25 protein-coding genes and 1 riboswitch are annotated in these 25,518 nt (G+C 69.8%); of the genes, 15 read left to right on the top strand and 10 right to left on the bottom strand.

Annotated features, from left to right (window positions below; translation table 11 throughout):
• Positions 1-59 precede the first annotated feature (59 nt).
• From ACO07H_RS22625 to ahcY, 4 genes are all read right to left on the bottom strand, one after another.
• Entirely contained in the window at positions 60-671 is a 612-nt protein-coding gene (locus tag ACO07H_RS22625) for an OmpW/AlkL family protein (RefSeq protein WP_422018401.1), read from the bottom strand.
• Positions 672-798: 127 nt separating this feature from the next.
• Positions 799-1,638, bottom strand: a complete 840-nt coding sequence (gene metF, locus ACO07H_RS22620) for a methylenetetrahydrofolate reductase [NAD(P)H] (protein WP_422018399.1) — start codon at positions 1,636-1,638, stop codon at positions 799-801.
• Positions 1,635-2,381 (bottom strand): TlyA family RNA methyltransferase, encoded by a 747-nt coding sequence (locus ACO07H_RS22615; RefSeq protein WP_422018397.1) that lies wholly within the window; start codon positions 2,379-2,381, stop codon positions 1,635-1,637. Before ACO07H_RS22615 ends, metF begins: the two co-directional genes overlap by 4 nt.
• Before the next feature lie 17 nt (positions 2,382-2,398).
• Positions 2,399-3,811 carry an adenosylhomocysteinase gene (gene ahcY / locus ACO07H_RS22610; RefSeq protein WP_422018395.1) on the bottom strand — a complete coding sequence of 471 codons (1,413 nt, stop codon included), beginning with the start codon at positions 3,809-3,811 and terminating at the stop codon, positions 2,399-2,401.
• 78 nt (positions 3,812-3,889) lie between these two features.
• A riboswitch (S-adenosyl-L-homocysteine riboswitch) is annotated at positions 3,890-3,965 on the bottom strand.
• Between the two features lie 67 nt (positions 3,966-4,032).
• On the opposite strand from ahcY, the gene ACO07H_RS22605 reads away from it, so the two are divergent.
• Together ACO07H_RS22605 and ACO07H_RS22600 are read left to right on the top strand one after the other, a co-directional pair.
• The gene (locus ACO07H_RS22605) at positions 4,033-5,043 is read left to right on the top strand and encodes an aldo/keto reductase (protein ID WP_422018393.1); all 1,011 of its coding nucleotides are present in this window, start codon (positions 4,033-4,035) and stop codon (positions 5,041-5,043) included.
• 119 nt (positions 5,044-5,162) lie between these two features.
• Complete coding sequence (locus ACO07H_RS22600; RefSeq protein ID WP_422018391.1) at positions 5,163-6,062, top strand: hypothetical protein; 900 nt, start codon at positions 5,163-5,165, stop codon at positions 6,060-6,062.
• A gap of 149 nt (positions 6,063-6,211) precedes the next feature.
• Here the strand turns inward: ACO07H_RS22600 and ACO07H_RS22595 are convergent, their stop codons facing one another.
• Positions 6,212-6,379, bottom strand: coding sequence for a hypothetical protein (locus tag ACO07H_RS22595; protein WP_422018389.1), 168 nt, complete (start codon positions 6,377-6,379; stop codon positions 6,212-6,214).
• Between the two features lie 189 nt (positions 6,380-6,568).
• Here ACO07H_RS22595 and ACO07H_RS22590 point away from each other — a divergent pair, with 189 nt between their 5' ends.
• Positions 6,569-7,189, top strand: coding sequence for a PEP-CTERM sorting domain-containing protein (locus ACO07H_RS22590; RefSeq protein ID WP_422018387.1), 621 nt, complete (start codon positions 6,569-6,571; stop codon positions 7,187-7,189).
• A gap of 102 nt (positions 7,190-7,291) precedes the next feature.
• Here ACO07H_RS22590 and ACO07H_RS22585 read toward each other — a convergent pair whose 3' ends face one another.
• On the bottom strand, positions 7,292-8,404 hold the full coding sequence (locus ACO07H_RS22585) for a DNA glycosylase AlkZ-like family protein (protein ID WP_422018385.1): 1,113 nt from the start codon (positions 8,402-8,404) through the stop codon (positions 7,292-7,294).
• A complete protein-coding gene (locus ACO07H_RS22580) occupies positions 8,379-10,139 on the bottom strand; it encodes a sensor domain-containing diguanylate cyclase (RefSeq protein ID WP_422018381.1) in 1,761 nt (586 codons plus the stop codon). Before ACO07H_RS22580 ends, ACO07H_RS22585 begins: the two co-directional genes overlap by 26 nt.
• A gap of 159 nt (positions 10,140-10,298) precedes the next feature.
• Here ACO07H_RS22580 and yajC point away from each other — a divergent pair, with 159 nt between their 5' ends.
• The 4 genes from yajC to ACO07H_RS22560 all read left to right on the top strand — a co-directional run bounded on the left by yajC (position 10,299) and on the right by ACO07H_RS22560 (position 16,099).
• Complete coding sequence (gene yajC, locus ACO07H_RS22575) at positions 10,299-10,619, top strand: preprotein translocase subunit YajC (RefSeq protein WP_422018380.1); 321 nt, start codon at positions 10,299-10,301, stop codon at positions 10,617-10,619.
• Between the two features lie 65 nt (positions 10,620-10,684).
• A complete protein-coding gene (gene secD, locus ACO07H_RS22570; RefSeq protein ID WP_422018379.1) occupies positions 10,685-12,556 on the top strand; it encodes a protein translocase subunit SecD in 1,872 nt (623 codons plus the stop codon).
• Positions 12,557-12,568: 12 nt separating this feature from the next.
• Entirely contained in the window at positions 12,569-13,606 is a 1,038-nt protein-coding gene (secF, locus tag ACO07H_RS22565; RefSeq protein ID WP_422018377.1) for a protein translocase subunit SecF, read from the top strand.
• Between the two features lie 45 nt (positions 13,607-13,651).
• Positions 13,652-16,099, top strand: coding sequence for a DUF1631 family protein (locus tag ACO07H_RS22560; protein ID WP_422018375.1), 2,448 nt, complete (start codon positions 13,652-13,654; stop codon positions 16,097-16,099).
• Positions 16,100-16,158: 59 nt separating this feature from the next.
• On the opposite strand, the gene ACO07H_RS22555 is transcribed toward ACO07H_RS22560, so the two are convergent.
• From ACO07H_RS22555 to ACO07H_RS22545, 3 genes are all read right to left on the bottom strand, one after another.
• Complete coding sequence (locus ACO07H_RS22555) at positions 16,159-16,611, bottom strand: DUF494 family protein (protein ID WP_422018373.1); 453 nt, start codon at positions 16,609-16,611, stop codon at positions 16,159-16,161.
• Positions 16,612-16,697: 86 nt separating this feature from the next.
• Positions 16,698-17,798, bottom strand: coding sequence for a DNA-processing protein DprA (dprA, locus tag ACO07H_RS22550; RefSeq protein WP_422018371.1), 1,101 nt, complete (start codon positions 17,796-17,798; stop codon positions 16,698-16,700).
• 169 nt (positions 17,799-17,967) lie between these two features.
• Entirely contained in the window at positions 17,968-19,140 is a 1,173-nt protein-coding gene (locus ACO07H_RS22545) for a LysM peptidoglycan-binding domain-containing protein (protein WP_422018369.1), read from the bottom strand.
• 108 nt (positions 19,141-19,248) lie between these two features.
• On the opposite strand from ACO07H_RS22545, the gene def reads away from it, so the two are divergent.
• The 8 genes from def to ACO07H_RS22505 all read left to right on the top strand — a co-directional run bounded on the left by def (position 19,249) and on the right by ACO07H_RS22505 (position 25,449).
• Positions 19,249-19,785, top strand: coding sequence for a peptide deformylase (gene def / locus ACO07H_RS22540; RefSeq protein ID WP_422018367.1), 537 nt, complete (start codon positions 19,249-19,251; stop codon positions 19,783-19,785).
• Positions 19,786-19,804: 19 nt separating this feature from the next.
• A complete protein-coding gene (gene fmt, locus ACO07H_RS22535) occupies positions 19,805-20,740 on the top strand; it encodes a methionyl-tRNA formyltransferase (RefSeq protein WP_422018365.1) in 936 nt (311 codons plus the stop codon).
• A 58-nt stretch (positions 20,741-20,798) separates the two neighbouring features.
• The gene (gene htpX, locus ACO07H_RS22530; protein WP_422018363.1) at positions 20,799-21,665 is read left to right on the top strand and encodes a zinc metalloprotease HtpX; all 867 of its coding nucleotides are present in this window, start codon (positions 20,799-20,801) and stop codon (positions 21,663-21,665) included.
• A 36-nt stretch (positions 21,666-21,701) separates the two neighbouring features.
• Positions 21,702-22,082, top strand: a complete 381-nt coding sequence (locus ACO07H_RS22525; protein ID WP_422018361.1) for a hypothetical protein — start codon at positions 21,702-21,704, stop codon at positions 22,080-22,082.
• 128 nt (positions 22,083-22,210) lie between these two features.
• On the top strand, positions 22,211-22,969 hold the full coding sequence (locus ACO07H_RS22520) for a head GIN domain-containing protein (protein ID WP_422018359.1): 759 nt from the start codon (positions 22,211-22,213) through the stop codon (positions 22,967-22,969).
• A gap of 24 nt (positions 22,970-22,993) precedes the next feature.
• Entirely contained in the window at positions 22,994-23,710 is a 717-nt protein-coding gene (locus ACO07H_RS22515; protein WP_422018357.1) for an AzlC family ABC transporter permease, read from the top strand.
• An 8-nt stretch (positions 23,711-23,718) separates the two neighbouring features.
• Positions 23,719-24,036: an AzlD domain-containing protein gene (locus ACO07H_RS22510; RefSeq protein WP_422018355.1), complete on the top strand. Its 318-nt coding sequence runs from the start codon at positions 23,719-23,721 to the stop codon at positions 24,034-24,036.
• Positions 24,037-24,243: 207 nt separating this feature from the next.
• On the top strand, positions 24,244-25,449 hold the full coding sequence (locus ACO07H_RS22505; protein ID WP_422018353.1) for a phosphoglycerate kinase: 1,206 nt from the start codon (positions 24,244-24,246) through the stop codon (positions 25,447-25,449).
• Positions 25,450-25,518: the final 69 nt, after the last annotated feature.

Genomic DNA, 25,518 nt, shown 5'->3' with positions numbered 1-25,518 from the left:
AATTCGCGCGGCACCATTGTCTGTCCGTCAGCCGCGTTGCGTTGCGGGCGAGGTGCCGGTCAGAACCGCCAGCCCAGGCCCACGCTGGCCAGCGTCGGGTTGACCTTGAGCTTGCCGACGGAGGCGCCGTTGGAGTAGATGGTGGTCTGCAGGTCGACCTTCTTCAGGTCGAAATTCAGGTAGGTGCCCTTGATGATCTCCACGTCCGCACCGATCTGCAGCGCCGGGCCCCAGCTGTTGTGCTTGATGCCGGGATGCAGCGCGGTCTGCACGGCGGGGGCGAAATTCACGCTGGAGAAGTTCGTGTAGTTGACGCCGGCGCCGACGTAGGGGCGCCAGGTGCCGGTCGGGTTGAAGTGGTACTGCAGCGTCAGCGTGGGCGGCAGGTGCTTGAGCGAGCCGATCTCGCTGCCGTTCGAGTAGAGGGTCTGCTTCTGCGGGTAGGTCAGGATCAGCTCGGCCGCGATGTTGGGCGCGAAGAAATAGCTGAAGTCGACCTCGGGGAAGGTCTTGTTGTTGATCGACAGGCCCAGGCCCGTGCTGTCCTTGTTCGCCGAGTTCAGGTGCAGCGCGCGCACGCGCACCAGCAGCGGGCCTTCATCGGCACGGGCGGGCTGCAGCGCCAGGGTGCTGAGCGCGGTCAGCGTGGCGGCAAGCAGGATCTTCTTCATGGCAGTGGCTCCAAACATGGGACGTGTCCCGATGCAGGCATTGCACGCCGGCCGCCCGCTGCCGGTTTTGACGAGGCGCAAGCTCGCGCCTGGCCCGGGGTGCGTCAGCACACCCCTTTGCGCTGGGTCAAACCTTGGCGCCGATTCCCAGCCGCTTGCACAGCTCCAGCGTCAGCGCGCTCTGGTTCAGCGTGTAGAAGTGGATGCCCGGCGCGCCGCCGTCGATGAGGCGCTCGCACAGCCGCGTGATCACGTCCAGACCGAAGGCGCGGATGCTGGCGGCGTCGTCCATGAAGCCTTCCATCTTCATCTGCACCCAGCGCGGGATGTCGATGCCGTCGCGCTGCGCGAACTGCGCGATGCGGCCGTAGTTGTGGAAGGGCATGATGCCCGGCACGATGGGCTGCGTGACGCCCAGCTTGCGGGCCTCGTCCACGAAGTGGAAGTAGGCGTCGGCGTTGAAGAAGAACTGCGTGATGGCGCCGTCGGCACCCGCCTTCATCTTGTCGGCGAAGTGCCGCATGTCCTGGGCGGCGTAGCGCTGCTGCGGATGCACCTCGGGGTAGGCGGCGACTTCGATGTGCCAGTCCGGCCCTTGCGTCTCACGGATGAAGCTCACCAGCTCGGATGCATAGCGGAACTCGCCCGCCGTGGCCGTGCCGCTGGGCAGGTCGCCGCGCAGCGCGACGACGCGGCGGATGTGCTGCGCGCGGTAGGCGGACAGGATCCCGGCGATGCCTTCGCGCGTGGAGCCCACGCAGGACAGGTGCGGCGCGGCCTCGAAGCCGGCCGCGGCGATGTCCATCACGGCGGAGAGCGTCTTGTCGCGCGTGGCGCCGCCGGCGCCGTAGGTGACGCTGAAGTACTGGGGCGCGAGCGCCCCCAGCTCCTGCACGACGGTCTTGAGTTTTTCGACACCGACCGGCGTGTTGGGAGGAAAGAATTCGAAACTGACAGACGTGGTCATCGTGTGGCCCACAGGAAGAATTCGCGGTTGCCGTCACCGCCGGTGATGGGGCTGTCGAAGTAGTCGAGCACCTTCAGGCCCAGGGCCGTGCAGGCCAGGCGCGCGCGGGCTTCCAGGCGCGGGTAGTCGGCGGCGTCCTTGACGACGCCGCGCTTGTCCAGCGCCTGCGGGCCCAGCTCGAACTGCGGCTTGACCAGAACGAGCAGGTGGCCGTGCACCTCCAGCCACGGCAGCAGCTCGGGCAGGCTGCCGATCATGGAGATGAAGCTCAGGTCGCCGACGATGAGCGTGAAGCCGCCGGTGGGCGCGTGCGCGCGCAGCACGCCCAGGTCGCGCACGTGCACGCCTTCCAGCGCCGTCACGCGGGAGTCCACCCGCAGCTGCGGGTGCAGCTGGCCGTGGCCCACGTCGATGCCCACCACGTGGCGGGCACCGCGCGCGAGCAGGCAGTCCGTGAAGCCGCCGGTGCTCTGGCCGATCTCCAGCACCGTGTGCGCCTTCACGTCGAAGCCCGTGCGCGCCAGCGCGCCTTCCAGCTTCAGCCCGCCGCGCGACACGTAGCGCAGTTCCGCGTCATCGGTGACGCGCAGCTGCGCCGTCTCGGGCAGCTCCTCGCCGGCCTTCTTCAGCACGGCCCAGCCGGTGGGCGAGGCCCATTCGGCAGCGCTGTTGCTGATCAGCCGCTGCGCGACCGAACGGGTCGGCGCATGGCCCTGGGCGACGAGGAGTTGGTCGGCGCGCATCGAACCTCTCGCTGGCTTCAGTAGCGGTAGGTGTCGGCCTTGAACGGGCCTTCGCTGCTGACGCCGATGTAGGCCGCCTGCGCCGGGCTCAGCGTGGAGAGCTGGGCGTTCAGCGTGGTGAGCTGCAGGCGCGCGACCTTCTCGTCCAGGTGCTTGGGCAGCACATAGACCTGGCCGACCGCGTATTTGTCCTGGTGGGCGAACAGCTCCACCTGAGCCAGCGTCTGGTTGGCGAAGCTGGAGCTCATCACGTAGCTGGGGTGGCCGGTGCCGCAGCCCAGGTTCACCAGGCGGCCCTTGGCCAGCAGGATGATGCGCTTGCCGTCCGGGAAGATGACGTGGTCCACCTGCGGCTTGATCTCGTCCCACTGGCAGCCTTCCAGGCCTGCCACGTCGATCTCGTTGTCGAAGTGACCGATGTTGCAGACGATGGCGTTGGCCTTCATCTGCTCCATGTGGGCGCGGGTGATGACGTCGCGGTTGCCGGTGGCAGTGACGAAGATGTCGGCCTTGTCGACGGCGTATTCCATCGTCACGACGCGGTAGCCTTCCATCGCCGCCTGCAGCGCGCAGATGGGGTCGATCTCGGTCACCCAGACCTGCGCCGAGAGGGCCCGCAGCGCCTGGGCCGAGCCCTTGCCCACGTCGCCATAGCCGGCCACGACGGCGATCTTGCCGGCGACCATCACGTCGGTGGCGCGCTTGATGGCATCCACCAGGCTCTCGCGGCAGCCGTACAGGTTGTCGAACTTGCTCTTGGTGACCGAGTCGTTGACGTTGATGGCGCGGAACTTCAGCGTGCCCTTGGCGGCCATCTCGTTCAGGCGGTGCACGCCGGTCGTGGTTTCCTCGGTCACGCCGATGATCTCGGCGCTCTTGCGGGTGTACCAGGTCGGGTCCACGGCCAGCTTGGCCTTGATGGCGGCGAACAGGATGCGCTCTTCCTCGCTGCCCGGGTTGGCCAGCACCGACAGGTCGGTCTCGGCCTTCTGGCCCAGGTGCATCAGCAGCGTGGCGTCGCCGCCGTCGTCCAGGATCATGTTCGGGCCTTCACCGGCCGTGTTGGCGGCGCCGAAGTCGAAGATGCGGTGGGTGTAGTCCCAGTAGTCCTCCAGCGTCTCGCCCTTGTAGGCGAACACCGGCGTGCCCTTGGCGACCAGCGCGGCGGCGGCATGGTCCTGCGTGGAGTAGATGTTGCACGACGCCCAGCGCACGTCGGCGCCCAGCGCCTGCAGCGTCTCGACCAGCACGGCGGTCTGGATGGTCATGTGCAGCGAGCCGGCGACGCGGGCGCCCTTCAGGGGCTGGCTGGCGCTGAGCTCCTTGCGGATGGCCATCAGCGCGGGCATCTCGCCCTCGGCGATGAGGATTTCCTTGCGGCCCCATTCGGCCAGGCTGAGGTCTTTGACGATGGAATCGGTGGCGGACATGCGGTGCTCCTTCAAGCGATTGAAGCCGCTGGACGCACGCTGCCGGGGATTGAAGACTCACCCCGACCACGGCGGGCCAGCAGGTGAGCGCGGTTGCAGAAGATCTCCGAGCCTGGCCTCAAGGGGTGCTGAGGTTGCAACGCTCCTCGGAAGAGGCCGCATTCTAGGCGAGCGACCGGGGCTTTGCCGTTGGGGTGATGATGGCCGCAAGGAGTTCCGCGATGACAAATCCCGTTTCTGCACACATCCCGCGGCGCCGCCTCGGCGCATCCGGCCCCCAGGTGTCGGCCCTCGGCCTGGGTTGCATGGGCATGTCCGAGTTCTACGGGCCGGCCGACGACGCGCAGTCGCTGGCCGTGCTGCACCACGCGCTGGACATCGGCATCAACTTCCTCGACACGGCCGACATGTACGGCGTGGGCAGCAACGAGCGTCTGCTGTGCCAGGTGCTCGCCACGCGCCGCAGCGAGGTCGTGCTGGCGACCAAGTTCGGCAACGTGCGTGCCCCCGACGGCGCGATGCTGCGCATCGACGGCAGCCCGGCGTACGTGCGCGAGGCCTGCGACGCGAGCCTGCAGCGCCTGGGTGTGGAGCACATCGACCTGTACTACCAGCACCGCGTCGACAAGACGGTGCCCATCGAGGACACCGTGGGCGCGATGGCCGAGCTGGTGAAGGCCGGCAAGGTGCGCCACCTGGGTTTGTCCGAGGCCTCGGCCGCCACCATCCGCCGTGCGCACGCCGTGCATCCCATCGCAGCGGTGCAGACCGAGTACTCGCTGTGGAGCCGGGACGTCGAAGCCGAGATCCTGCCGGCCTGCCGCGAACTGGGCATCACGCTGGTGCCCTACAGCCCGCTGGGCCGCGGCTTCCTGACCGGCGCCATCCGCGCGGCCGAGCAACTGGCCCCGGACGACCGCCGCCGCATCCACCCTCGCTTCCAGGGCGAGAACCTGGACCACAACCTCGCGCTGGCCGACGCGCTATCAGCACTGGCGCGGGGATGGGGCCACACGCCGGCACAACTCGCGCTGGCTTGGCTGCTCGCCCAGGGGCCGGACATCGTGCCCATTCCCGGCACGCGCAGCACCGCGCGGCTGGACGAGAACGCCGCCGCGGCCCGGATCACGCTCAGCGCCGAGCAGCGCGCCGGCATCGAGGCACTGCTGCGCGAACACGACATCTCCGGCACACGGTACCCCGTGGCGCAGATGGGTGCATTGAACGCCTGAGGAGCTGCAGCCCGGTTGGCGGGTGGTTTTCGCAAAACCGGACATCCACCCATGGGATGACGCGGGCGCGGCAGCGCTGACACCATGCCACCCCTAACGACTTTCCGAAGGGGTAGGACATGCGCGCATTCATGGTGAACACGGTACGGGGGCTGCTGGCTCTCGCGGTCGGGAGCTTGGGCGTGCCTGCGGTGCAGGCAGCCAGTTTCCACGCGGCCAGCAACGCGTCGGTGGAGCTGAGCGTCACCAATACCCGCATGAGCGATCCGCGCGACGCCGGCGGCCCCATGCCCGTGTCGGTGGATTCGCGAGCCGCGCTCGAAGGCCCAGGCATGGGCGGCATGGCCCACGCCTGGGCCGCCGCCTCGGTGGCTGCCCTGCACACCTATGGGACGGCATTCGCGACGACGACCCTGCCCTACAGCGGTGGGGCCAACACCTCGAGTCCGGCGAATGCGTCGCTGGACGACAGCTTCGTGCTGCAGGCCGCCGGCTACGGCCAGGGCACGCTGGCATGGGTCACGGCCACGGTGTGGATAGACGGCACCGTCATGCAGCACGATGGCACGGGCGATTTTCGCTACGCCCAGCGTTGGGAGGCCGTCGTCACGGCAGGCAGCAGCCTCAGCACCTACGCCTGGTCGGGCTTCGAATCGAATTACGCCTCCTGCGACGCCTGCTCCAACCACAGCACGCTGGGCGGGAAGACGATAGGTTTCTATGCCGTTGTCGGCGCGGCCAACACCGTCTCCATGAGTCTGAGCATCGAGAACAACATCTTCATGACCAACGGCGAGCCCGGGTTCGCCTCGGGCACCATGGACCTGGGCAATACCTTCGCATGGGGCGGCATCCAGAGCGTCACTATCGACGGCGTGCAAGTGGCCGGTTTCTCGGCCCTGAGCGCCGACACCGGCTTCGACTACACGGCCAGCGCGGTGCCCGAGCCTGGTGCGGCCGGCCTGCTGGCCTTGGGCCTGCTGGCACTGCCCTGGCTGCGCCGCCGGCGCGGCGCCTAAGGAGACGTTGAACAAGCCAACGCGATGCAGTGCGCCCTGGTTTGGGCTGGCTGCCAAGCGCAAATGCTCGCCATAGCCTTTGCTATGGCGAGCATTTGCAACGCCTCAGACCGCCCAAAGCAGGGATGCGCTTCGCGCGAGGGACTTGTTCAGCGTTTCCCTAAGCCGCTGCTGCGGTAGGCCCAGAAGCGCGGCAGCAAGAAGCCCGTCGCGACAACGCCCGCCAGGCGCACCAGGCCGCCGATCCAGATCGACGCCGAGACGCCCCAGGCATCGGCCATGAAACCGGCGCACGCGTTGCCGATCAACGGGCCCATGCCGAGGAATATTCAGGGCGTCGGTGAAGGATGCGGATGCGCCGCAGAAAAGCGGACATTCCGTTTCAGGAGTTTCGCCCCCGGACCCAGGGACAGACAGGGGTGGCGTGCCGCCTTAGATTGCAGCGCGGGCTCAAGATCCACCGCACCAGCCGCGCGCCACGCGGGCGCACACAAGGAGTTCTCCGGATGACTGCATCAATCCTGCTCAAGCGACTGCTGGGCGCCGGCCTGCTCGCCGTCGGCGCGCTCGGTACCGGGGCCGCGCATGCCACGCCGGTATTGAACCCCGCCAACGGCCACTATTACGACGCCATCCTGGTCCCCGCCGGGCTCACCTGGGGGGATGCCAACCTCGCGGCCACCGCGGCAGGCGGATACCTGGCGACGCCGCTGAACGCCGGCGAGAACGCCTTCATCTTCGCGTTGGTGGACAGCGCCAGCTTCTTCACTGGGGTCAGCGTCAACGGGGACATCGTCGGGCCCTGGCTCGGCATCTACTCCGACGCTTCCTCCGTCGGCAGCTTCAACTACGTGACGGGTGGCGCGCTGGGCAGTTACGCGCCCTGGGGGCCCGGGCAGCCGGACGCCTTCGGCGGCGGTGCTCAGGGTGTCACGTATTACGCCGGCATCAACCGCGGCTCGACCTGGGGTGACCAGCCGCAGGCAGGCCTGGCAGGATTCACGCTGCCGCAGGGCTACGTGATCGAGTACACCTCGGCACCCGTGCCGGAGCCTGCATCGCTGCTGCTGATGCTGGCAGGGGTGGCGGGCATCGTCGCGGTGCGCGTGCGGGCCGCACGCCGCTGAGCCACCACGGCATGGGCAGTTCCCATACCGCCGTATCGGCTGGACCGGGTCCGCGAGCACGCACCACGTAAGGGCAACTGCCGTTCGCGGCGTGCGCCGACCTCACTCTGCAGCCACTCCCAGAAATTCCGCCAGCCGCGCTCGCTCCGCCGCCAACGCCGCCTTGAACCCCGCATCGCGCGGCGCACGGCTGGCCACGTAGCCGCAGTCGAGCTGGAGCCGGCCGCTCCTCACGCTGGCATTGGCCCAGCCGATGACCTGGTCGCGCCACAGCAGCGGCAGCGCGTAGTGGCCCCGGACCCGCTTGGCCGCCGGCGTGTAGGCCTCGAAACGGTAGGCCCAGCCCCACAGCAGCTCGAAGCGGCGGCGGTCCCAGACGACGGGGTCGAACGGCGCCAGCAGACGCACCTGAGACGGGATGCGCCAGCCGCGCGTCGGGTCTTCGCAAGCCGGCCAGTACCAGTCGATGCCATCCACGCGCGCATGGGCCAGGCGCTCCTTGGCGCGGGCGATGGTCGGTTTGCGCAAGTCCTGCCACTGGTGTGCCGCGTTGAACAGCATGTTGATGAGCTGCGACAGGCTGCCGGCCGGCAGCGGTGCGTACTTGCGCACCAGCGCGTCGGCCATCGTGTCCATCGCCGCCTGCGGGTCGACGTGGGCTTGCTGTGCCAGGGTCGGCGGCGCCAGCCGGTAGACGCGCGTGCCGCTGTCGCGCCGCACGACATCGAGGTGGCCACGGTAGTGCAAGCCGTCCAGCAACTCGGTGGACAGCCGGCTGTTGCCGCCGAACCAGTTCTTCACCGCGCCATGGCCCAGCGCGGCGTCCACGTCGGCCGGGTGGGCCTCGCCCAGGCGCTCGACCTCGGCCAGCACCGCGTGGGCCAGCTGCCAGCGCGCGGGGTCCCACACGCGGCGTGTGCCGCGCGGGTGCATCAGCGCGCGCAGTTCGGGCGTGACGAAGCCGTAGTTGATGAAGAAGTCCTCGCGCAGCGGCAGGCGCGGGTAGCGGCGCTCCAGGTCGCCGGCCCGGTAGCCCTTGACGCGGTGGCGCAGCGTCAGGTCTTGCGCGCGGGCAGGCGCGCGCAGCGGGTCGGCCTGGACGAAGCCGCCGAGGCGCTCGACGGCGGCCATCAGCGTCGTCGGCGGGAAGAGGCTGCGCGCCACCGCGTGTCGGCGCAGGGCGGCGAGATCAGGGCTGGGGCTGGTTGCTGGCATCGGTGTGCAGGGCCTGCTTGCGGGCATACATGTCGGCGTCGGCGTGCTTGAGCAGGCTTTCGGTGTCCTGGCCGTCGTCGGGGTAGAGGGCGATGCCGAAGCTCGCGGTGGCGCTGAAACCGGCCGGCGCAACGCCTGCCAGGCTCTGCAGCGGCTCGCGCAGCGCGGCTTCGAGGTGCGCACGCGCGGCCTCGGCGTCGGCGCGGTTCTCGACCGACTCCAGCAGCATGACGAACTCGTCGCCCGCGTAGCGCGCCATGATGTCGCCGATGCGCAGGCCCGCGCGCAGCCGCTGGCTGGCCTCCTTGAGCACCGCGTCGCCCGCGCCGTGGCCGAAGCGCTGGTTGATGTCCTTGAAGCGGGTGAAGCCGACGAACATGACGGCGAAGGGCCAGTGGTCGCCGCGTCGGCGCTGCTGCAGGATGCGGTCCTCGATGCGGCGCAGCATGGCGCTGCGGTTGCACAGCCCCGTGAGCTGGTCCGTCAACAGGCGCTGCTGCATGTCGGCGAAGCTGCGCGCCAGCTCGCCCAGTTCGTCGTCGCGGTGCACGTTCAGCGGCTTGTCCAGCACGCCGTCGCCCACGCGGCGCGCGGCATCGGCCAGCTCGCGCAGCTCGCGCGTGACGATGCCCAGCACCGCCCAGCCCAGCCCCAGCGCCACCAGGGTCGCCAGGCCCGCCAGCACGCCAGCCTGCACGAAGCTGCGCTGCACGCCGGCGAGGAAGTCGGCGCGCGGCACGGCGACGACGATGAGCCAGTCCAGCCCCAGCGCCGGGTCGACGCGCGCGTAGCCCAGCTGCACGGCCTGGTCGCCCGGGCCGTTGAAGACGGTCGTGAGCGGCACGGTACCGGGCGGCGCGGCACTGCGTGCAGTCACCGCCGCGAAGGCGGCGGCGACGAGGTCGTCCGGGCTTTCCCGTGCGTTCAGCCGCCGGTGTTCGCCGGCCGCCGTGGTCTTCATGTGCGCGCCACGCGACACGCCGATGAGTTCGCCGTTCGCCTCGACGACCATCGCCACCGCGTTCTCGCTCAGCTGCAGCCGCGAGAGCAGCGCATGGACCTGCTTGAGCGGCAGGTCCGTCGCCGCGACGCCTGCGGGCTCGCCGACCTCGTTGCCGATGCGCTTGGTGCGCGTGGTGACGAGGTCCAGCGTCTTGAAGTCGATGTAGACCGGCGTCCAGCCCAGCGGCGCCGGGTGGGCCAGCGCGGCCAGGTACCAGGGGCGCTCGCGCGGCTCGAAGACCCTGTCCTCGGTCACCGGCGAGCGCAGTTCGCCGGCAATGCCGCTGAGCCGGTAGAGCGTGCGCGGGCCCTCGCTGCTCGCGCGCAGGCGCAGCTCGGCCTCCTGCTCGGAGAAGCGCCACAGGCCCAGGAAATGGCCGTGGCGGTCGCCGTAGTAGACGTAGTTGTTGGGGTCGCGGTGCACCGCGGTGGCCAGCCAGAAGCGGGTGCGCAGCGCGCCGAGCTCGCGGCCGATGTCCTCGGGTGCCGGCAGGCCGGTCGGGAAGGCCGCCTCCAGCACGGCGTCTGCACCGCCCACGTGCCGCTCCAGCGACGCGGCGATGCGGTTCACCGCCTCGGCGACGAGCTGGCCGGACAGCGTGTCCACCGTGTCGCGCCCGGCGCGCCAGAACAGCGTGCCCATCAGCAGCACCAGGCCCAGCATGAGCACGACGTAGGGCAGCGTCAGCAGTCGGCGCAGGCTCAGGCGGTCGGTCAGGGTCCTGATCGGCAAGGGGACTCTCGCGGGCGGTTCCGGTCGGGTGCAGGTTAGCAGGCAGCGCGGGGTGCCTGCGCCCTGGCGCTGCGCTGGCGCCGGGTCAGCTGGCCGGCGGCACTAGAATTCAAGGTTGCCCTGCGGTTCCCGCAGCCGCGTCACCCCGAGGAAATCAACGTGTTCATCTCCAACGCCTACGCCCAGGCCGCCCCGGCCGCCAGTCCCGAGTCCGGTCTCCTTGGCATGCTGCCGCTGGTGCTGATGTTCGTGGTGCTGTATTTCGTCATGATCCGGCCGCAGATGAAGCGCCAGAAGGAGGCGAAGGCCATGATCGAGGCGCTGTCCAAGGGCGACGAGGTCGTCACGGCCGGCGGCGTCATCGGCAAGATCAGCAAGATGGGCGACAGCTTCATCCACATCGAAGTGGCCAGCGGCGTCGAGCTCCAGATCCAGCGCGGTGCCGTCACCCAGGTTCTCCCTAAGGGCAGCTTGAAGTAAGCCGGCCCAGCGTCACATCCGGCCACATCCGGTACCCGCCGCGGCGCCGACAAGGAAGTCTCCCCATGAACCGCTATCCGCTCTGGAAGTACGCGATCCTGCTCGTCGCGCTGCTGATCGGCACCCTCTACACGCTGCCCAACCTGTTCGGTGAAGCGCCGGCCGTGCAGGTGTCCAGCGCCAAGGTCACCGTCAAGGTCGACCCGGCGCTGCAGGCCCGCATCGAGTCCACGTTGAAGGAGGCCGGCGTCACGGCGGACTACGTGCATTTCGACGGCAACTCGATCAAGGCGCGCTTCTCCGACACCGACACCCAGCTCAAGGCCAAGGACGCCATCAACAAGGCGCTGAACGCCGATGCGGCCGACCCGACCTACATCGTCGCGCTGAACCTGCTGTCGCGTTCGCCGGCCTGGCTGACCGCGCTGCACGCCAACCCGATGTACCTCGGGCTGGACCTGCGCGGCGGCGTGCACTTTCTGATGCAGGTCGACATGAAGGCGGCCCTCACCAAGAAGGCCGAGGCACTGACCGGCGACGTGCGCTCGATGCTGCGCGAGAAGAACATCCGCCACGCCGGCATCAGCCGCGACGGCAACACCGTCCTGATCGCCTTCCGCGACGCCGAGCAGCGCACCGCGGCGCTGAGCCTGCTGCAGGCGCAGATCCCCGAGGTCGTCTGGACCTCCCAGGGCAGTGACCTGCAGCTGGCCGGCAACCTGTCGCCCAAGGCCCAGGTGGCGGCGCAGGAGGCGGCGCTCAAGCAGAACATCACGACGCTGCACAACCGCGTCAACGAGCTGGGCGTGGCCGAGCCCGTCATCCAGCAGCAGGGCCTGGACCGTGTGGTCGTGCAGTTGCCCGGCGTGCAGGACACCGCCAAGGCCAAGGACATCATCGGCCGCACCGCGACGCTGGAACTGCGCATGGTGGACGACAGCGCCGAGGCGCAGGAGGCGCTCAAGGGCAACGGTCCCGTGCCGTTCGGCACCGAGCGCTTCATCGACCGCAGCTTCGGCCCCATCATCGTCAAGCGCCAGGTCATCCTGACCGGTGACAACCTGACCGACGCCCAGTCCGGCTTCGACGAGAACCACAACCCGGCCGTGCACCTGACCGTGGACGCCAAGGGTGCCCGGGTCATGAAGGACACCTCGCGCGAGAACGTCGGCAAGCGCATGGCCATCCTGCTGTTCGAGAAGGGCAAGGGCGAGGTCGTCACCGCGCCGCGCATCAATTCGGAGCTGGGCAACCGCTTCCAGATCACCGGCTCCACGTCCACGCAGGAAGCCAGCGACACCGCGCTGCTGCTGCGCGCCGGCAGCCTGGCCGCACCGATGGAGATCATCGAGGAGCGCACCATCGGCCCGAGCCTGGGCAAGGACAACATCGAGAAGGGCATCGCCAGCGTCACCTGGGGTTTCGTGGCGGTGGCCGTCTTCATGTGCATCTACTACATGCTGTTCGGCGTGTTCTCGTCGCTGGCGCTGGGCTTCAACCTGCTGCTGCTGCTGGCGGTGCTGTCGATGATGCAGGCCACGCTGAGCCTGCCCGGCATTGCCGCGCTGGCGCTGGCGCTGGGCATGGCCATCGACGCCAACGTGCTGATCAACGAGCGCATCCGCGAGGAACTGCGCGGCGGCGCCTCGCCGCAGGCGGCCATCCATGCGGGCTACGAGCGCGCCTTCGCGACCATCCTGGACTCCAACGTGACGACGCTGATCGCCGGCCTGGCGCTGCTGGTGTTCGGCTCCGGCCCCATCAAGGGTTTCGCCGTCGTGCACTGCCTGGGCATCCTGACCTCGATGTTCTCGTCCGTCGTGTTCTCGCGCGGCCTCGTCAACCTCTGGTACGGCCGCCAGAAGAAGCTCAAGTCCCTGTCCATCGGCCAGGTGTGGAAACCCACGCCGGACGCCCCCGAGTCGACCGCGGCCTAAGGAACTCCCGTCATGGAACTCTTCCGCATCAAACGGGACATCCCGTTCATGAAGCACGCGTTGATCTTCAACGCGATCTCCTTCATCACCTTCGCCGTGGCCGTGTTCTTCCTGATCACGCGCGGCCTGCACTTCTCCATCGAGTTCACCGGCGGCACGGTCATCGAGGTCGCCTACGCGCAGACGGCCGACATCGGCAAGACCCGCCACACCGTCGAGCAGATGGGCTACGGCGAGGTGCAGGTGCAGAATTTCGGCTCGTCGCGCGACGTGATGATCCGCCTGCCCGTGCGGCCCGGCGAGAAGCAGACCGAGGTCGTCGACAAGGTCTTCACCGCGCTGTGCACCGCCGAGACCGGTACCGTCACCCAGCACCAGTCCATCACGGACAAGGGCGAGTCGGTCAGCAAGCAGATCTGCACGAACGCGGCGCAGGCCGAGCCGATCACGCTGTCTCGCTCCGAGGTCGTCGGCCCCGCCGTCGGCGAGGAGCTGGCCTGGGACGCCGCCAAGGCGCTGATCTTCACGGTGCTGGGCATCGTCATCTACCTGGCCATCCGCTTCGAGTGGAAGTACGGCGTGGCCGGCGTCATCGCCAACCTGCACGACGTGGTCATCATCCTGGGCTTCTTCGCCTTCTTCCAGTGGGAGTTCTCGCTGGCGGTGCTGGCGGCCATCCTGGCGGTGCTGGGCTACTCGGTGAACGAATCCGTCGTCATCTTCGACCGGGTGCGGGAAGCGTTCCGCAAGTACCGCAAGCTCGACACCCGCGAGGTGATCGACCACGCCATCACGTCGACGATGAGCCGCACCATCATCACCCACGGCTCCACGCAGCTGGTGGTGCTGTCCATGCTGCTGTTCGGCGGCCCGACGCTGCACTACTTCGCCGTGGCGCTGACCATCGGCATCCTGTTCGGCATCTACTCCTCGGTGTTCGTGGCGGCCGCGCTGGCGATGTGGCTGGGCGTCAAGCGCGAGGATCTGGTGAAGTCGGTGGCCGTCAACCGCGACGATCCCAGCGACCCGAACTCCGGGGCCGTCGTGTAGAGTGAAGCGATCCCTGACACCCCGCCGAGCCGCCCGCCACCGTCCATGACCGCCGCCCGCAACCAGGCCCTGGCCACGCAGGCACGGCGCGTCTACCTCGAAGCCCTGGTGCGAGGCATGACGCCGCTGTTCGCGGCGGTCGGTCAGGGTGCGGGGCAATTGCTGAACCAGGGTGCGCCACACGCCGTCATGATGGCGCGGCGCGACGCCGTGCAGGCCTGGCAGAAGCTGGGGCCGAGCTGGCAGCTGGCCGTTGTGGACGCGCTGCGCGACGCGGCCAAGCACGGTGTGTCCGACACCGTGCGCGAGCCGGACGCCATGGCGCCCTCTTCGCTGAAGATGAGCCTGGTCGACGACTCGACCATCGAGCGCGAGATCACGAGTTCGCGCCTCGCGCTGGTCATGATGGACCGCGCGACCTGGGAGTTCACCGACCTGCGCACGCGCATGCAGGCGCTCGAGGCCCACGACGACCTGGAGCCCCTGGACCTGTTGCGCGCCCATGTGGTGGCCCGCCTGGCGCTGGATGCCTGGAGCCGTGTCGGCCTGGATGACACCGTGTGGCAGCTGCTGCACCACGAACTGCACGAGGAGTTCGCGCAACTCGTCAGCGAGGCCTACCACGAGACCAACCGCTGGTTGATCGCGCAGAAGGTCATGCCCGAGGTCGACCTGCGGCCCTTCATCCGCCGCACGGCCCAGGCGGCCGTCGCCGCGACGGCCGCGGCCACCGGCCTGCCCGTGCCTGTGCCGCAGGGTGCATCCGGCGCGGCGGCAGTGCCCGGCGGTGCCGCCGGGATGCCCGTGTCCAGCCGCGCCAGCGCACAGGCCGACGAGGTCATGGCCCAGCTGCAGCGCGTGCTGGCCCGCCACGTGCCGGGTTTCCCTGTCACGAAGAGCCAGGTGCCGGCCCGGCCCGGGGGGGGCAAGCCCAGCCTGGCCGACATGGGCCACGGCGGCGGTCCTGTCGGTGGGGACAGCGGTGCTGCCAGGCCTTTGCTGGCCGATGCGGCGCCGATCGCGTCGGCGGATGCATCGCCCGTGGCGCCGGCTTCGCCGCGCCTGCTCGGCGCGATCAAGCATGCGCAGGAATCGCTGCAGCGCCGGTCGGGGGCGGCCATGGCCGCTGGTGCTGCCGATACCGGCAGCGGCGCGCAGAGTGCGCCGCGGGCGCTGGAAGAGATCGGTGCCCGCAACCAGGCCTTCAAGCAGGTCCTCAAGCAGGCCGCGAGCACGCCGGCCGAGCGCGCGACCATCGAGATCGTCGCGATGATGTTCCAGAGCATCCTGACCGAGGAGCGCATCCCGGCGTCGGTGCGGGTCTGGTTCGCGCGGCTGCAGATGCCGGTGCTGCGCGTGGCGGTGGGCGAGCCCGACTTCTTCGCCGCCGCGGACCACCCGGCGCGCCGCCTCATCGACCGCATGGGCGCCTGCGTGATGGGCTTCAACACGGCCCAGGGCAGTGGCCCCGGTGCCGAGCGCGCCAGCAACGATGCGCTGGAGCGCGAGATCAAGCGGGTGGTGCAGGTCGTCGAGGCCTACCCGGACACCGGCCGGCGTGTGTTCGCGACGGTGCTGACCGAGTTCGAGAAGTTCCTCGACCATTACTTCGAGAACGAGAACCAGGCCTCCCGGCGCGGCGTGTCGCTCGCCCAGCAGGTCGAGCAGCGTGAGACGCTGGCCATCCAGTACACCATCGAGCTGCGCAAGATGCTGTCCGAGGTGCCGGTGCAGGAAGGCGTGCGCGACTTCCTGTTCCATGTCTGGGCTGACGTGCTGGCCGTGACGGCGGTGCGTTCCGGCGCGCAGTCCGAGGTGACCAAGGCGATGAAGCGCGCGGCGGCCGACCTGATCTGGAGCGCCAGTGCCAAGGCCTCGCGCGAGGAGCGCACCGACGTCATCCGCCACCTGCCGCCGCTGCTGAAGACGCTGCGCGACGGCATGGGCCATGCCGGCCTCGCGGTCGACAAGCAGGACGAGCACATCCGCCAGCTCAACAACGCGCTGGCCGCGGCCTTCACGGCGAAGACGGCGGCGATCCCGCGCGAGCGCCTGGACGAGCTGATGGACCAGCTCGAGACGCTGGAGGCCATGCTGCCGGAGGGCGGCGAGGGCGACACCCATGTCGACGAGATGCTGGTGCGCGACCTGTCCGGCCACGAGTCCGACGGCATGGAGGTCGTCGCCGAGGGCGGCTCGGCGCCCACGCCGGCCATGGTGGCCTGGGCGCGCGAGCTGCAGGTGGGGGGCTGGTTCATGCTGGACTACCGCGGCCGCAACGAGCAGGTGCAGCTCGCCTGGCGTGGCCTGCGCAAGCAGCTGGCGCTGTTCGTCACGCCCAAGGGCCGGGGCGTGCTGTTCTCGCTGAACCGCATGGCGGCCTTCCTGCAGGCCGGGCTGTTGCTGCCGGCCCAGGACGAGTCACTGACCGTGCAGGCCACGCGCAAGGCGCTGGCCAAGCTGGACGCCGACCCGAGCAGCCTGCTGAATTAGGGCCTGCTCCGACCAAACAAGAACGGCGCCTGAGGCGCCGTCTGCTTGGGGTGGCGGAGTCAGTGGATCAACCGGTCTTCGGGCGCGACGAACAGTTCGTCCAGGATCAGCGCGTCGGGCTCCTCGCCCAGGCTCCAGAACACCATCAGCACGATGATCTTCAGGTCTTCCAGGTCCATCGGGCTGCCGCCGACCGCCATCGAGCGGTCGATGACCATCTCGCGCATCGCGCCGGGCAGCACGCCCGCCGATTCCAGGAAACTGATGAAGCCGATGGACGCTTCGCCCAGGTGGTCCACCTCGGCAGGCGAGTAGACCCGCAACGCGTCGGCGCTCTGCTCGCCGTGAAAGGCCTCGCCAGCGGCGGCCAGGCCTTCCAGCCAGCTCAGCGCTTCCTGGATCTCGTCGTTCTCGAAGCCGACCGCCGTCAGCTTGCGGGCCAGCTGCGCATGGTCGGGACAAGCGTCCGGGCGCCAGTAGGTCTCGTAGAGATAAACCAGGACATCGAGCATCGTGAGGCGATGATAGCCCAGCGTTCCGAGGCACCCGGACGCGAATAACCCCTTGGATCAGGCTCTCATATCCGGGGTTAAGCTCGTCAGCCCTGACCTCTGCGCTGGAACAGCTGCCCCGCCAGCCGGGCGACCTGGCCGTCCAGCTCCAGCTCCAGCAACGCGGCGTTCAGCTCGGCTGCCGGCCAGCCGCAGCGCGCCATCAGCGCATCCAGGCTGACCGGATCGAAGCCCATCGCCTCCAGTAAAGCCTGGTGTTCGTGCGTCGGCTCGGGCGTGGCTTGCGGTTCGGCAGTGCGGGTTGCACCGAGCGGCAGCAGTTCCTCCAGCACGTCCTGCGCGGACTCCACGAGCTTGGCGCCCTGGCGGATCAGCGCATGGCAGCCGCGGGCCTGCGGCGAGTGGATGGAGCCGGGGATCGCGAAGACCTCGCGGCCGGCCTCGGCCGCCTGCCGCGCCGTGATCAGCGAGCCCGACTGCACCGCCGCCTCCACGACCAGGCAGCCCTCGCTCAACCCCGCGATGATGCGGTTGCGCTTCGGGAAGTTGGCCTGCATGACCGGCGTGCCCAGCGAGTACTCGCTGACGATGAGGCCACCTGCCGCCAGCAGCCGCGCCGCGAGGCCCGCATTGCGGCGCGGGTAGACCTGGTCCAGCCCGGTGCCCACGACGGCGATGGTGGCGCCGCCGCCGGCATCCAGCGCGCCTTCGTGCGCGGCGGCGTCCACGCCCAGCGCCAGGCCCGAGACGATGGCGTAGCCGGCCTGCGCCAGCGCGCGGGCGAAGGCGCGGGCGTTGTCGCCGCCCTGCGCCGTCGGGTTGCGGCTGCCGACGATGGCGAGCGCGGGTGACGCGAGCAGCTCGCGCCGGCCCTGCAGCCACAGCAGCAGGGGCGGGTCGGCGGTGGCCAGCAGGCGCGGCGGGTAGTCCGCGTCACCCAGCACCAGCAGGTCATGGCCCGGTTCGGCCAGCCAGGCCTGGGCCTTGGCGATCAATTCGGCCAGGTGTTCGGGCGGGTGGTTGAACGCATCGCGCTGCCTGGGCGGCAACGCCTGGTCCAGCGCGGCGGCGGGCAGTTCGAAGACCGCCTCGGGGCTGCCGGCCATCGCCAGCAGCCGCCGCGCGGCGCCGGGGCCGACGCTCTCGGTCAGCTGCAGCCACGCGGCCAGCTCGGTCGAATCGAGCATGTCAGCACAACCCGGGCCGAGCGCCGGGCCGAGCGCCGGGCCACGCCCAAGCCGGCCCGTCTGGCGATGTGCTCGCGGGGGCTGCCCCGCGCGCATCGCCGTCCCCCAGGGGGACCGACCCGGTGCGCCCGCGTTCAGCGCGGCGCGGCTGGGCGAGGGGCGCCATGGTCTAGGGCTGCGTGAAGCGGTCACCCGGCTTGACGGGTTCCTTGACCGAGATGATCAGCGCGTACGACACGCGCTCGTAGACCTCGAACACGAACAGCACGCCATGGCGCTCGTCGGGCAGCTTGAGGGTCTCGGCCTTGCCGCCGGTCTTGTCGGTCACGTAGTCGCCATCGCGCCACAGCGCGAACACGTGGCCGCGCTCGACGCCGTCACGCGTGCCGCGGTTCAGCGCGACGATCTGGTTCTGGCCGGCATTGAGCGCGTCGCCGTAGACGGAGGCGATCTGGCCGGCCAGCGGCGTCTGCGGCGCATGCGGGATGTAGCGCTGCAGGTTGCGTTGAGGCGCGGGGGCGAGCCGGTCGCCGATGCCGACTTCCTGCCTGACCTGCTTGATGCGCAGCGTGGCCGGCACGATCTCGGTCTTGCCGTTGGCCAGCGGCCGGTCCTCGCCGGGGCGGATCAGGTCGGCCGTGCCGACGTAGGGCGCCTCGTAGCCGAGCACCTCCTTCGTCGCCGGGTCGATCAGCGGGCGAGCGGTACGGAAGATGCGGAAGTCCGTCGTGCCGCCGAACTCGCCGCGCGCATAGGCCAGGTCGCCGCTGCCCAGCACGACATGGCCCTCCTGCGCGGCGACGATGCGCGGCGCGGTGGCCAGCGCGTCGTTCTCGAAGATGACCGCGTCGGTGAGGAAGGGCTGGATCAGGCGCAGCGGGATGGCCGCGATGCCACTGCCATCGAGGGCCGCGATGCGCATGCGCGGGCTCAGCTTGACCGCGTCGCCCCCCGCGCTGTCGCCCACGCCCTGCGCCAGCTGCAGCCGCGCGCGGCCGTCCACCTTGACGAGCATCAACACCTGGCCGGGGTAGATCAGGTGCGGGTTGCGGATCTGGTCGCGGTTCATGCCCCACAGCTCGGGCCACCGCCAGGGGCTCTTCAGGAACAGGCCGGAGATGTCCCACAGCGTGTCGCCCGCCTTCACGGTGTGCTGGTCAGGGGCGTTGGGCGCCAGCTCCGACAGCGGCACGCCGGCGGAGGCCACGTCATCGGTCACGCGGCGCTGCTCGGGCGTGACGGGCGGGGTGCCGGTCTGGGCCCACACAGGGGCCGTCGCGGCAGCGAGGCAGGCTGCGAGGACGGCAAATCGGGCAGGGCGTGCATCGGGCATCGGGCGCATTCTCCGAAGGGGGTTGCCGGATCGGCGAAAATCCGGGTGATTCTGCCCGCATTCCCCAGGGGCAACCAACAACCTCTAGCGCTCGTTTGCGAGCGCTTACAAGGCGCCATGGCCCAACTCGACATCCTCCGTTATCCCGACCCGCGGCTGCACACCGTCGCCAAGCCCGTCGCGGCCGTGGACGAGCGCATCCGCCAGCTCGTCGACGACATGCTCGAAACCATGTATGCGGCCGACGGCGTGGGCCTGGCCGCGACACAGGTGGACGTGCATGAGCGCGTCATCGTCATCGACACGTCGCAGGACCGCGACACGCCACGCGTGCTGATCAACCCTGAACTGCTCAGCAAGAGTGAGCGCATGGTGGACGGCGAGGAGGGCTGCCTGTCCGTGCCGCAGACCTACGACAAGGTGCCGCGCCATGCCGAGGTGACCGTGCGCGCCACCAACCGCGACGGCGAGGTCTACGAGTTCTCCGCAGACGGCCTGCTGGCCGTGTGCGTGCAGCACGAGATGGATCACCTGATGGGCAAGGTGTTCGTCGAGTACCTGAGCGCGCTCAAGCGCGACCGCATCAAGAACAAGATGGTCAAGAAGGCGCGCGAGGAAGAGGCCGAGGCCAAGAAGCGCAACCAGCGCCTGTGACCGGCATGCGCGTCACGTCATGAGAGTCGTCTTTGCCGGCACGCCGGAATTCGCCGCCGTCGCGCTGGACGCCCTGCTGGCCGCCGGCTTCACCGTGCCGCTGGTGCTGACCCAGCCGGACCGGCCGGCCGGGCGCGGCATGAAGCTGCAGGCCTCCGCGGTCAAGCAGCGCGCCGTCGCCGCAGGTATCCCGGTCGCGCAGCCGCAGGGGCTGAAGCTGGACGGCAAATATGCCGTGGACGCCGCGGCGGCATGCGAGGCGCTGCGGGCGGCGGATGCCGACGTGATGGTCGTGGCCGCCTACGGCCTGATCCTGCCGCAGTGGGTGCTCGACACGCCACGCCGCGGCTGCCTGAACATCCACGCATCGCTGCTGCCGCGCTGGCGCGGCGCGGCGCCCATCCATCGCGCCATCGAGGCCGGCGACGCCGAGACCGGCATCACCCTCATGCAGATGGATGCCGGCCTGGACACCGGCGACATGCTGCTGATCGGCCGCGAGGCCATTCGCGCCGACGACACGACGGCGGCGCTGCACGACCGGCTGGCTGACATGGGCGGCCGGCTGATCGTCCAGGCGCTGCAGGCCGCCGCGCTGCCGCGCACGCCGCAGCCGGCCGAGGGCGTCACCTACGCGCACAAGATCGAGAAGGCCGAGAGCGTCATCGACTGGACGCAGCCTGCCGCCGAGATCGAGCGGCGGCTGCGCGCCTTCGACCCGTTCCCGGGCGGCGTCGCGACGCTGGCCGGCGAGGCGGTCAAGATCTGGCGCGCCGAACTGGCCGACGGCCAAGGCGAGCCGGGCGTGGTGATGGCCCCGGGCCCGGTCGTCGCCTGCGGCACCGGCGCGCTGAAGCTGACCGAACTGCAACGCGCCGGCGGCAAGCGCGGCCCGGCGGCGGCCTTCCTGCAGGCGCGCCCCATCGCGGTCGGCGAACGCTTCGACGCGTCTTGAACCGGTGCGGCGTGGCACCATCTGCCACGTCACCCGCCACTCCTGAAAGCGACCTGAAATGTTCAACCTCGTGAAGACCGCCATCCTGATGGCCGCCATCACGGCGCTGTTCATGGCCGTCGGCGCCATGATCGGCGGCCAGACCGGCATGCTGATCGCGCTGGCCGTGGCCGTCGGCATGAATTTCTTCAGCTACTGGTTCTCCGCGGACATGGTGTTGAAGATGTACAACGCGCAAGCCGTGGACGAGAGTTCGGCGCCGCAGCTGTACCGCATGGTGCAGGAGCTGTCGCAGCGCGCCGGCCTGCCCATGCCCAAGGTCTACCTCATCAACGAGGACGCGCCCAACGCCTTCGCGACCGGCCGCGACCCCGAGCATGCCGCCGTGGCGGCGACGACCGGCATCCTGCGCGTGCTGTCCGAGCGCGAACTGCGCGGCGTGATGGCGCACGAGCTGGCCCACGTGGGGCACCGCGACATCCTCATCAGCACCATCAGCGCGACCATGGCCGGCGCGATCTCCATGCTGGCCAACTTCGCGGCCTTCTTCGGCGGACGCGACGCGAACGGCCGGCCGGCCAACCCGCTGGCCGGCATCGCCGTGGCGATCCTGGCGCCGCTGGCCGCCAGCCTGATTCAGATGGCCATCAGCCGCGCCCGCGAGTTCGAGGCCGACCGCGGCGGCGCCGAAATCTCCGGCGACCCGGCGGCGCTGGCTTCGGCGCTGGACAAGATCCACCGCTACGCGCAAGGCATCCCGCTCGGCCCCGCCGAGGCGCACCCGGAGACGGCGCAGATGATGATCATGAACCCGCTGTCCGCCGGTGGCCTGCGCGGGCTGTTCTCCACCCACCCGGCCACCGAGGAGCGCGTCGCGCGCCTGCTGGCGATGGCGCAGGCCGCACCGGGCGCCGTGCGGCGCTGACTCAAGTTGGCCCGCCAAGCGCCGATAGGTCTCAGGATGAAGCGCCTCCTCGTTGCCCTCGCCCTGCCGCTGCTCGCCGCCCTCAGTGCCTGCGAGCAGTTGGGCATCGACGACCCCGTCAAGGTGGCCGCCGCCAAGGAAGCCGAGGGCAAGGCCATCGGCAGCGCCTGCCGGCACGCCATGCGCGCCATCGAGGACTGCTACGTGCTGAACCCCAAGGCGCAGAAGGCGGCCATCTACACCGGCTGGCGCGAGATGGACGAGTACATGCGCGAGAACAAGCTCGAAGGCATCGCGCCCGTCGTGCCGCGCCCGGGCGCCGTGAAGCCGCCCGCCGACGATGCCGAGGACAAGCCGGCCGAGAAAACCGCCGCGAAGGCGGCCGAGAAGGTACCCGACAAGGCCAAGGGCCACTGACTCGCCCGCCGGGCTGGCACGCCCAGCCGCATTTCGGCCCCCCGTTCCTGCGCATCGTCGCGCTGCACTCGGCAGCCGGCGTGGTGATGGGCAACATGCGGTCCATCGCAATCCCGTCGGAGCCCGCCATGACCCTCTCCCGCCGCCTCTTCGCCCTCGGCCTCGTCACCGCTGCTGTCGCCCTCAGCGCCCCCGCCGGCGCCTGGAGCTGGAACAACAACGAGCGGGTCACCGGCAACGGCGACATCGCCACGGAAGCCCGCGACACCGGCGCGTTCGACGGTGTGTCCATGGCCGGCGGCTTCAACGTGGTCATCCGCCAGGGCGCCGGCACCAAGGTCGAGGTCAAGGCCGACCGCAACCTGCTGCCCTACATCGAGACCCGCGTCGTCGACGGTTCCAAGGGCCGCACGCTGCAGATCGAGCCCAGGAAGGGCTACAACATCAGCACGTCCACCACGCCCGTCTTCACCATCGAGATGCCGGCGCTGCGCGCGGTGGCCGTGGCCGGCTCGGGCACCGTCAAGGTCGAGGCGATGAAGACCGGCGGCGTGGATGCGTCCATCGCCGGTTCGGGCGACATCCGCTTCGCCGGCCTGGACGCCGAGCGCCTGGGCCTGAAGGTCAGCGGCAGCGGCGACATCGTCGCGGCCGGCCGCGCGGGCAGCGTCACGGTCAGCATCGCAGGCAGCGGTGACGTGAAGGCCGCGGAGCTGGCGGCCGAGGAGGTCAAGGTCAGCATTGCCGGCAGCGGCGACGCGCAGGTGCAGGCCACCCGCCGGCTGAACGTGTCCATCGCCGGCTCGGGCGACGTGAAGTACGTCGGCTCGCCGGAGATCAGCTCGTCCATCGCCGGCAGCGGCAAGGTCCGTCGCCTCGGCCAGTAAAGCCCGAGCCGCCACAATGGCGGCATGAGTTTGTCGATCAGGCTGCGCGCGCTCGCGGCCGACCCTGATTTCCGAGCCGGCGCGCGCGACATGGCCTCGCCCTCCCTGGGCCTGGCGGCCTGGGGCCTGGTGACCGGCGTCACCATGGTCAAGAGCGGCCTCAGCCTCCCGCTGGCCATGGGCATGTCGCTGCTGGTGTTCGCCGGCAGCGCGCAGCTCACGGCGCTGCCGCTGATCGCATCCGGCGCGCCGCTGTGGGTGCTGCTGGCCACGGCCTTCTGCGTCAACCTGCGCTTCGTCATCTTCAGCGCGCAGTGGCGCCACTACATCGGCCACCTGCGGCTGCGCGAGCGGCTCCTCCACGGCTACTTCTCGGCCGACCTGAACTTCGTCTACTTCGTGCGCCGCTACCCCGACCCGGTGCCGGCAGCGGGCCAGCGGCGCTACTTCTGGGGCGGCGTGGCCGTGAACTGGCCGGCCTGGCAGCTCACCTCCTTCACCGGCATCCTGCTGGCCGACCGCATCCCCACGCACTGGGGCATCGGCTTCGCCGGCGTGCTGGCGCTGCTGGGCCTGTCGTGCTCGCTGCTGGCGGAGCGCATGCTGTGGTGGGTGGCGCTCACCGCCGCCATCGTGTCCATCGCGACCTACTCGCTGCCGCTCAAGCTCAACATCCTGTGCGCCATCGTCGCGGCGGGCGCCGTGGGCTGGTGGCTGGACACGCGCAGGGGCAAGGCATGAGCGAGGCCATGACCTGGCTGGCCCTGGTGGGCCTGGGCGCCGTCACCGTGCTGACGCGCGGCTTCTTTCTGATCGGCGACAAGCCGCTGCCCATCCCCGGCTGGCTGCGCGAGCTGCTGAAGATGGCACCGCTGGCCGCGCTGGTGGCGGTCGTCGCGCCCGAGGTGTTCATGACGCAGGGCGAGGTCATCGCGACCTGGCAGGACGCGCGCTGGCCCGCGGCCGTGGCCGGTGCGGCCTACTACTTCTGGCGCCAGGGCATCCTGGGCACCATCGTCGTGGGCATGGCCGTGCTGCTGACGCTCAAGCTGGGCTTCGGCTGGTGAAACGGCCCCTCGCCCGGTCTCGACCCGCTGAACGCGGGTGAGCCCGGTCGGTCCCCCGAGGGGACGGCGATGCTTGCGGCTTGAGCCGCAAGCCCATCGCCTGCGGGCCGGCTTCGCGCGGCCCGTCACCGGTCCGCGGTTGCAACGCGGCAGCGTGCGGAGCAGCGGCGAGAATCGCCGCAGTTTTCTCAACTGCTCCGCCCGACCATGAACGTCATCCGCTTCTCCGACCTGATCGCCGCCGGCCAGGTGGCCGGCCAGCGCGTCTTCATCCGCGCCGACCTCAACGTGCCGCAGGACCATTCACCTGAAGGTGGCGGCAAGATCACCGAAGACACGCGCATCCGCGCGTCGCTGCCGGCCATCCGCATGGCGCTGGACGCCGGCGCGGCCGTCATGGTCACGTCCCACCTGGGCCGCCCGACCGAGGGTGAATTCAAGCCCGAGGATTCGCTCGCGCCCGTCGCTGCGCGCATGGCCGAACTGCTGGGCCGCCCGGTGCCGCTTCAACGCGACTGGGTCGACGGCGTGGACGTCAAGCCCGGCGAGCTGGTGCTGCTGGAGAACTGCCGCGTCAACAAGGGCGAGAAGAAGTGCGACGAGGGCTTGTCCAGGAAGCTCGCGGCGCTGTGCGACATCTTCGTGAACGACGCCTTCGGCACCGCCCACCGCGCCGAGGCCACCACCTACGGCATCGCCAAGTTTGCCAGGATCGCCTGCGCCGGCCCGCTGCTGGCGGCGGAGATCGACGCGATCACGAAGGCGCTGGCGCACCCGAAGCGACCGCTGGTGGCCATCGTGGCCGGCTCCAAGGTGTCGACCAAGCTGACCATCCTGCAGGCGCTTTCAGCCAAGGTGGACGGCCTCATCGTCGGCGGTGGCATCGCCAACACCTTCATGCTGGCCGCGGGGCTGAAGATCGGCAAGTCGCTGGCCGAGCCCGATCTGGTCGACCAGGCCAAGTCCGTCATCGAGTCGATGAAGGCGCGCGGCGCGGCGGTGCCCATCCCCGTGGACGTCGTCTGCGCCAAGCGCTTTGCCGCCGACGCCGAGGCCACCGTGAAGGCCGCCACCGACGTGGCCGATGACGACCTGATCCTGGACATCGGCCCCAAGACTGCCGCGCTGCTGGCCCAGCAGTTGAAGGCCGCCGGCACCATCGTCTGGAACGGCCCGGTGGGCGTGTTCGAGTTCGACGCCTTCTCCCATGGCACCGAGGCAATAGCCCGCGCGATCGCCGACAGCAGCGCCTTCAGCATCGCCGGCGGCGGCGACACGCTCGCCGCGATTGCCAAGTACGGCATCGAGGCTGACGTCGGCTACATCTCCACCGGCGGCGGTGCCTTCCTGGAAATTCTCGAAGGCAAGACGCTGCCCGCGTTCGAGATCCTCAGCCAGCGCGCCGCGGGCTGAGCGACCGATGTCGCCGGGCTGCCGCTTCGGCATGACCCGGTAGCAATCCGGCATCGCGCCACAGGTGCG

Source organism: Roseateles sp. (assembly GCF_965229315.1).
In the GTDB taxonomy this organism is placed as follows: domain Bacteria; phylum Pseudomonadota; class Gammaproteobacteria; order Burkholderiales; family Burkholderiaceae_C; genus Pelomonas.
This window is presented reverse-complemented; position numbering and strand designations above follow the sequence as displayed.

What these genes read in the sequence shown, in the direction of transcription:
- ACO07H_RS22625 (WP_422018401.1), bottom strand. Translation starts at nt 671, where the DNA reads ATGAAGAAGATCCTGCTTGCCGCCACGCTGACCGCGCTCAGCACCCTG.
- metF (WP_422018399.1), bottom strand. Translation starts at nt 1,638, where the DNA reads ATGACCACGTCTGTCAGTTTCGAATTCTTTCCTCCCAACACGCCGGTC.
- ACO07H_RS22615 (WP_422018397.1), bottom strand. Translation starts at nt 2,381, where the DNA reads ATGCGCGCCGACCAACTCCTCGTCGCCCAGGGCCATGCGCCGACCCGT.
- ahcY (WP_422018395.1), bottom strand. Translation starts at nt 3,811, where the DNA reads ATGTCCGCCACCGATTCCATCGTCAAAGACCTCAGCCTGGCCGAATGG.
- ACO07H_RS22605 (WP_422018393.1), top strand. Translation starts at nt 4,033, where the DNA reads ATGACAAATCCCGTTTCTGCACACATCCCGCGGCGCCGCCTCGGCGCA.
- ACO07H_RS22600 (WP_422018391.1), top strand. Translation starts at nt 5,163, where the DNA reads ATGCGCGCATTCATGGTGAACACGGTACGGGGGCTGCTGGCTCTCGCG.
- ACO07H_RS22595 (WP_422018389.1), bottom strand. Translation starts at nt 6,379, where the DNA reads ATGGGCCCGTTGATCGGCAACGCGTGCGCCGGTTTCATGGCCGATGCC.
- ACO07H_RS22590 (WP_422018387.1), top strand. Translation starts at nt 6,569, where the DNA reads ATGACTGCATCAATCCTGCTCAAGCGACTGCTGGGCGCCGGCCTGCTC.
- ACO07H_RS22585 (WP_422018385.1), bottom strand. Translation starts at nt 8,404, where the DNA reads ATGCCAGCAACCAGCCCCAGCCCTGATCTCGCCGCCCTGCGCCGACAC.
- secD (WP_422018379.1), top strand. Translation starts at nt 10,685, where the DNA reads ATGAACCGCTATCCGCTCTGGAAGTACGCGATCCTGCTCGTCGCGCTG.
- secF (WP_422018377.1), top strand. Translation starts at nt 12,569, where the DNA reads ATGGAACTCTTCCGCATCAAACGGGACATCCCGTTCATGAAGCACGCG.
- ACO07H_RS22560 (WP_422018375.1), top strand. Translation starts at nt 13,652, where the DNA reads ATGACCGCCGCCCGCAACCAGGCCCTGGCCACGCAGGCACGGCGCGTC.
- ACO07H_RS22555 (WP_422018373.1), bottom strand. Translation starts at nt 16,611, where the DNA reads ATGCTCGATGTCCTGGTTTATCTCTACGAGACCTACTGGCGCCCGGAC.
- dprA (WP_422018371.1), bottom strand. Translation starts at nt 17,798, where the DNA reads ATGCTCGATTCGACCGAGCTGGCCGCGTGGCTGCAGCTGACCGAGAGC.
- ACO07H_RS22545 (WP_422018369.1), bottom strand. Translation starts at nt 19,140, where the DNA reads ATGCGCCCGATGCCCGATGCACGCCCTGCCCGATTTGCCGTCCTCGCA.
- def (WP_422018367.1), top strand. Translation starts at nt 19,249, where the DNA reads ATGGCCCAACTCGACATCCTCCGTTATCCCGACCCGCGGCTGCACACC.
- fmt (WP_422018365.1), top strand. Translation starts at nt 19,805, where the DNA reads ATGAGAGTCGTCTTTGCCGGCACGCCGGAATTCGCCGCCGTCGCGCTG.
- htpX (WP_422018363.1), top strand. Translation starts at nt 20,799, where the DNA reads ATGTTCAACCTCGTGAAGACCGCCATCCTGATGGCCGCCATCACGGCG.
- ACO07H_RS22525 (WP_422018361.1), top strand. Translation starts at nt 21,702, where the DNA reads ATGAAGCGCCTCCTCGTTGCCCTCGCCCTGCCGCTGCTCGCCGCCCTC.
- ACO07H_RS22520 (WP_422018359.1), top strand. Translation starts at nt 22,211, where the DNA reads ATGACCCTCTCCCGCCGCCTCTTCGCCCTCGGCCTCGTCACCGCTGCT.
- ACO07H_RS22515 (WP_422018357.1), top strand. Translation starts at nt 22,994, where the DNA reads ATGAGTTTGTCGATCAGGCTGCGCGCGCTCGCGGCCGACCCTGATTTC.
- ACO07H_RS22510 (WP_422018355.1), top strand. Translation starts at nt 23,719, where the DNA reads ATGACCTGGCTGGCCCTGGTGGGCCTGGGCGCCGTCACCGTGCTGACG.
- ACO07H_RS22505 (WP_422018353.1), top strand. Translation starts at nt 24,244, where the DNA reads ATGAACGTCATCCGCTTCTCCGACCTGATCGCCGCCGGCCAGGTGGCC.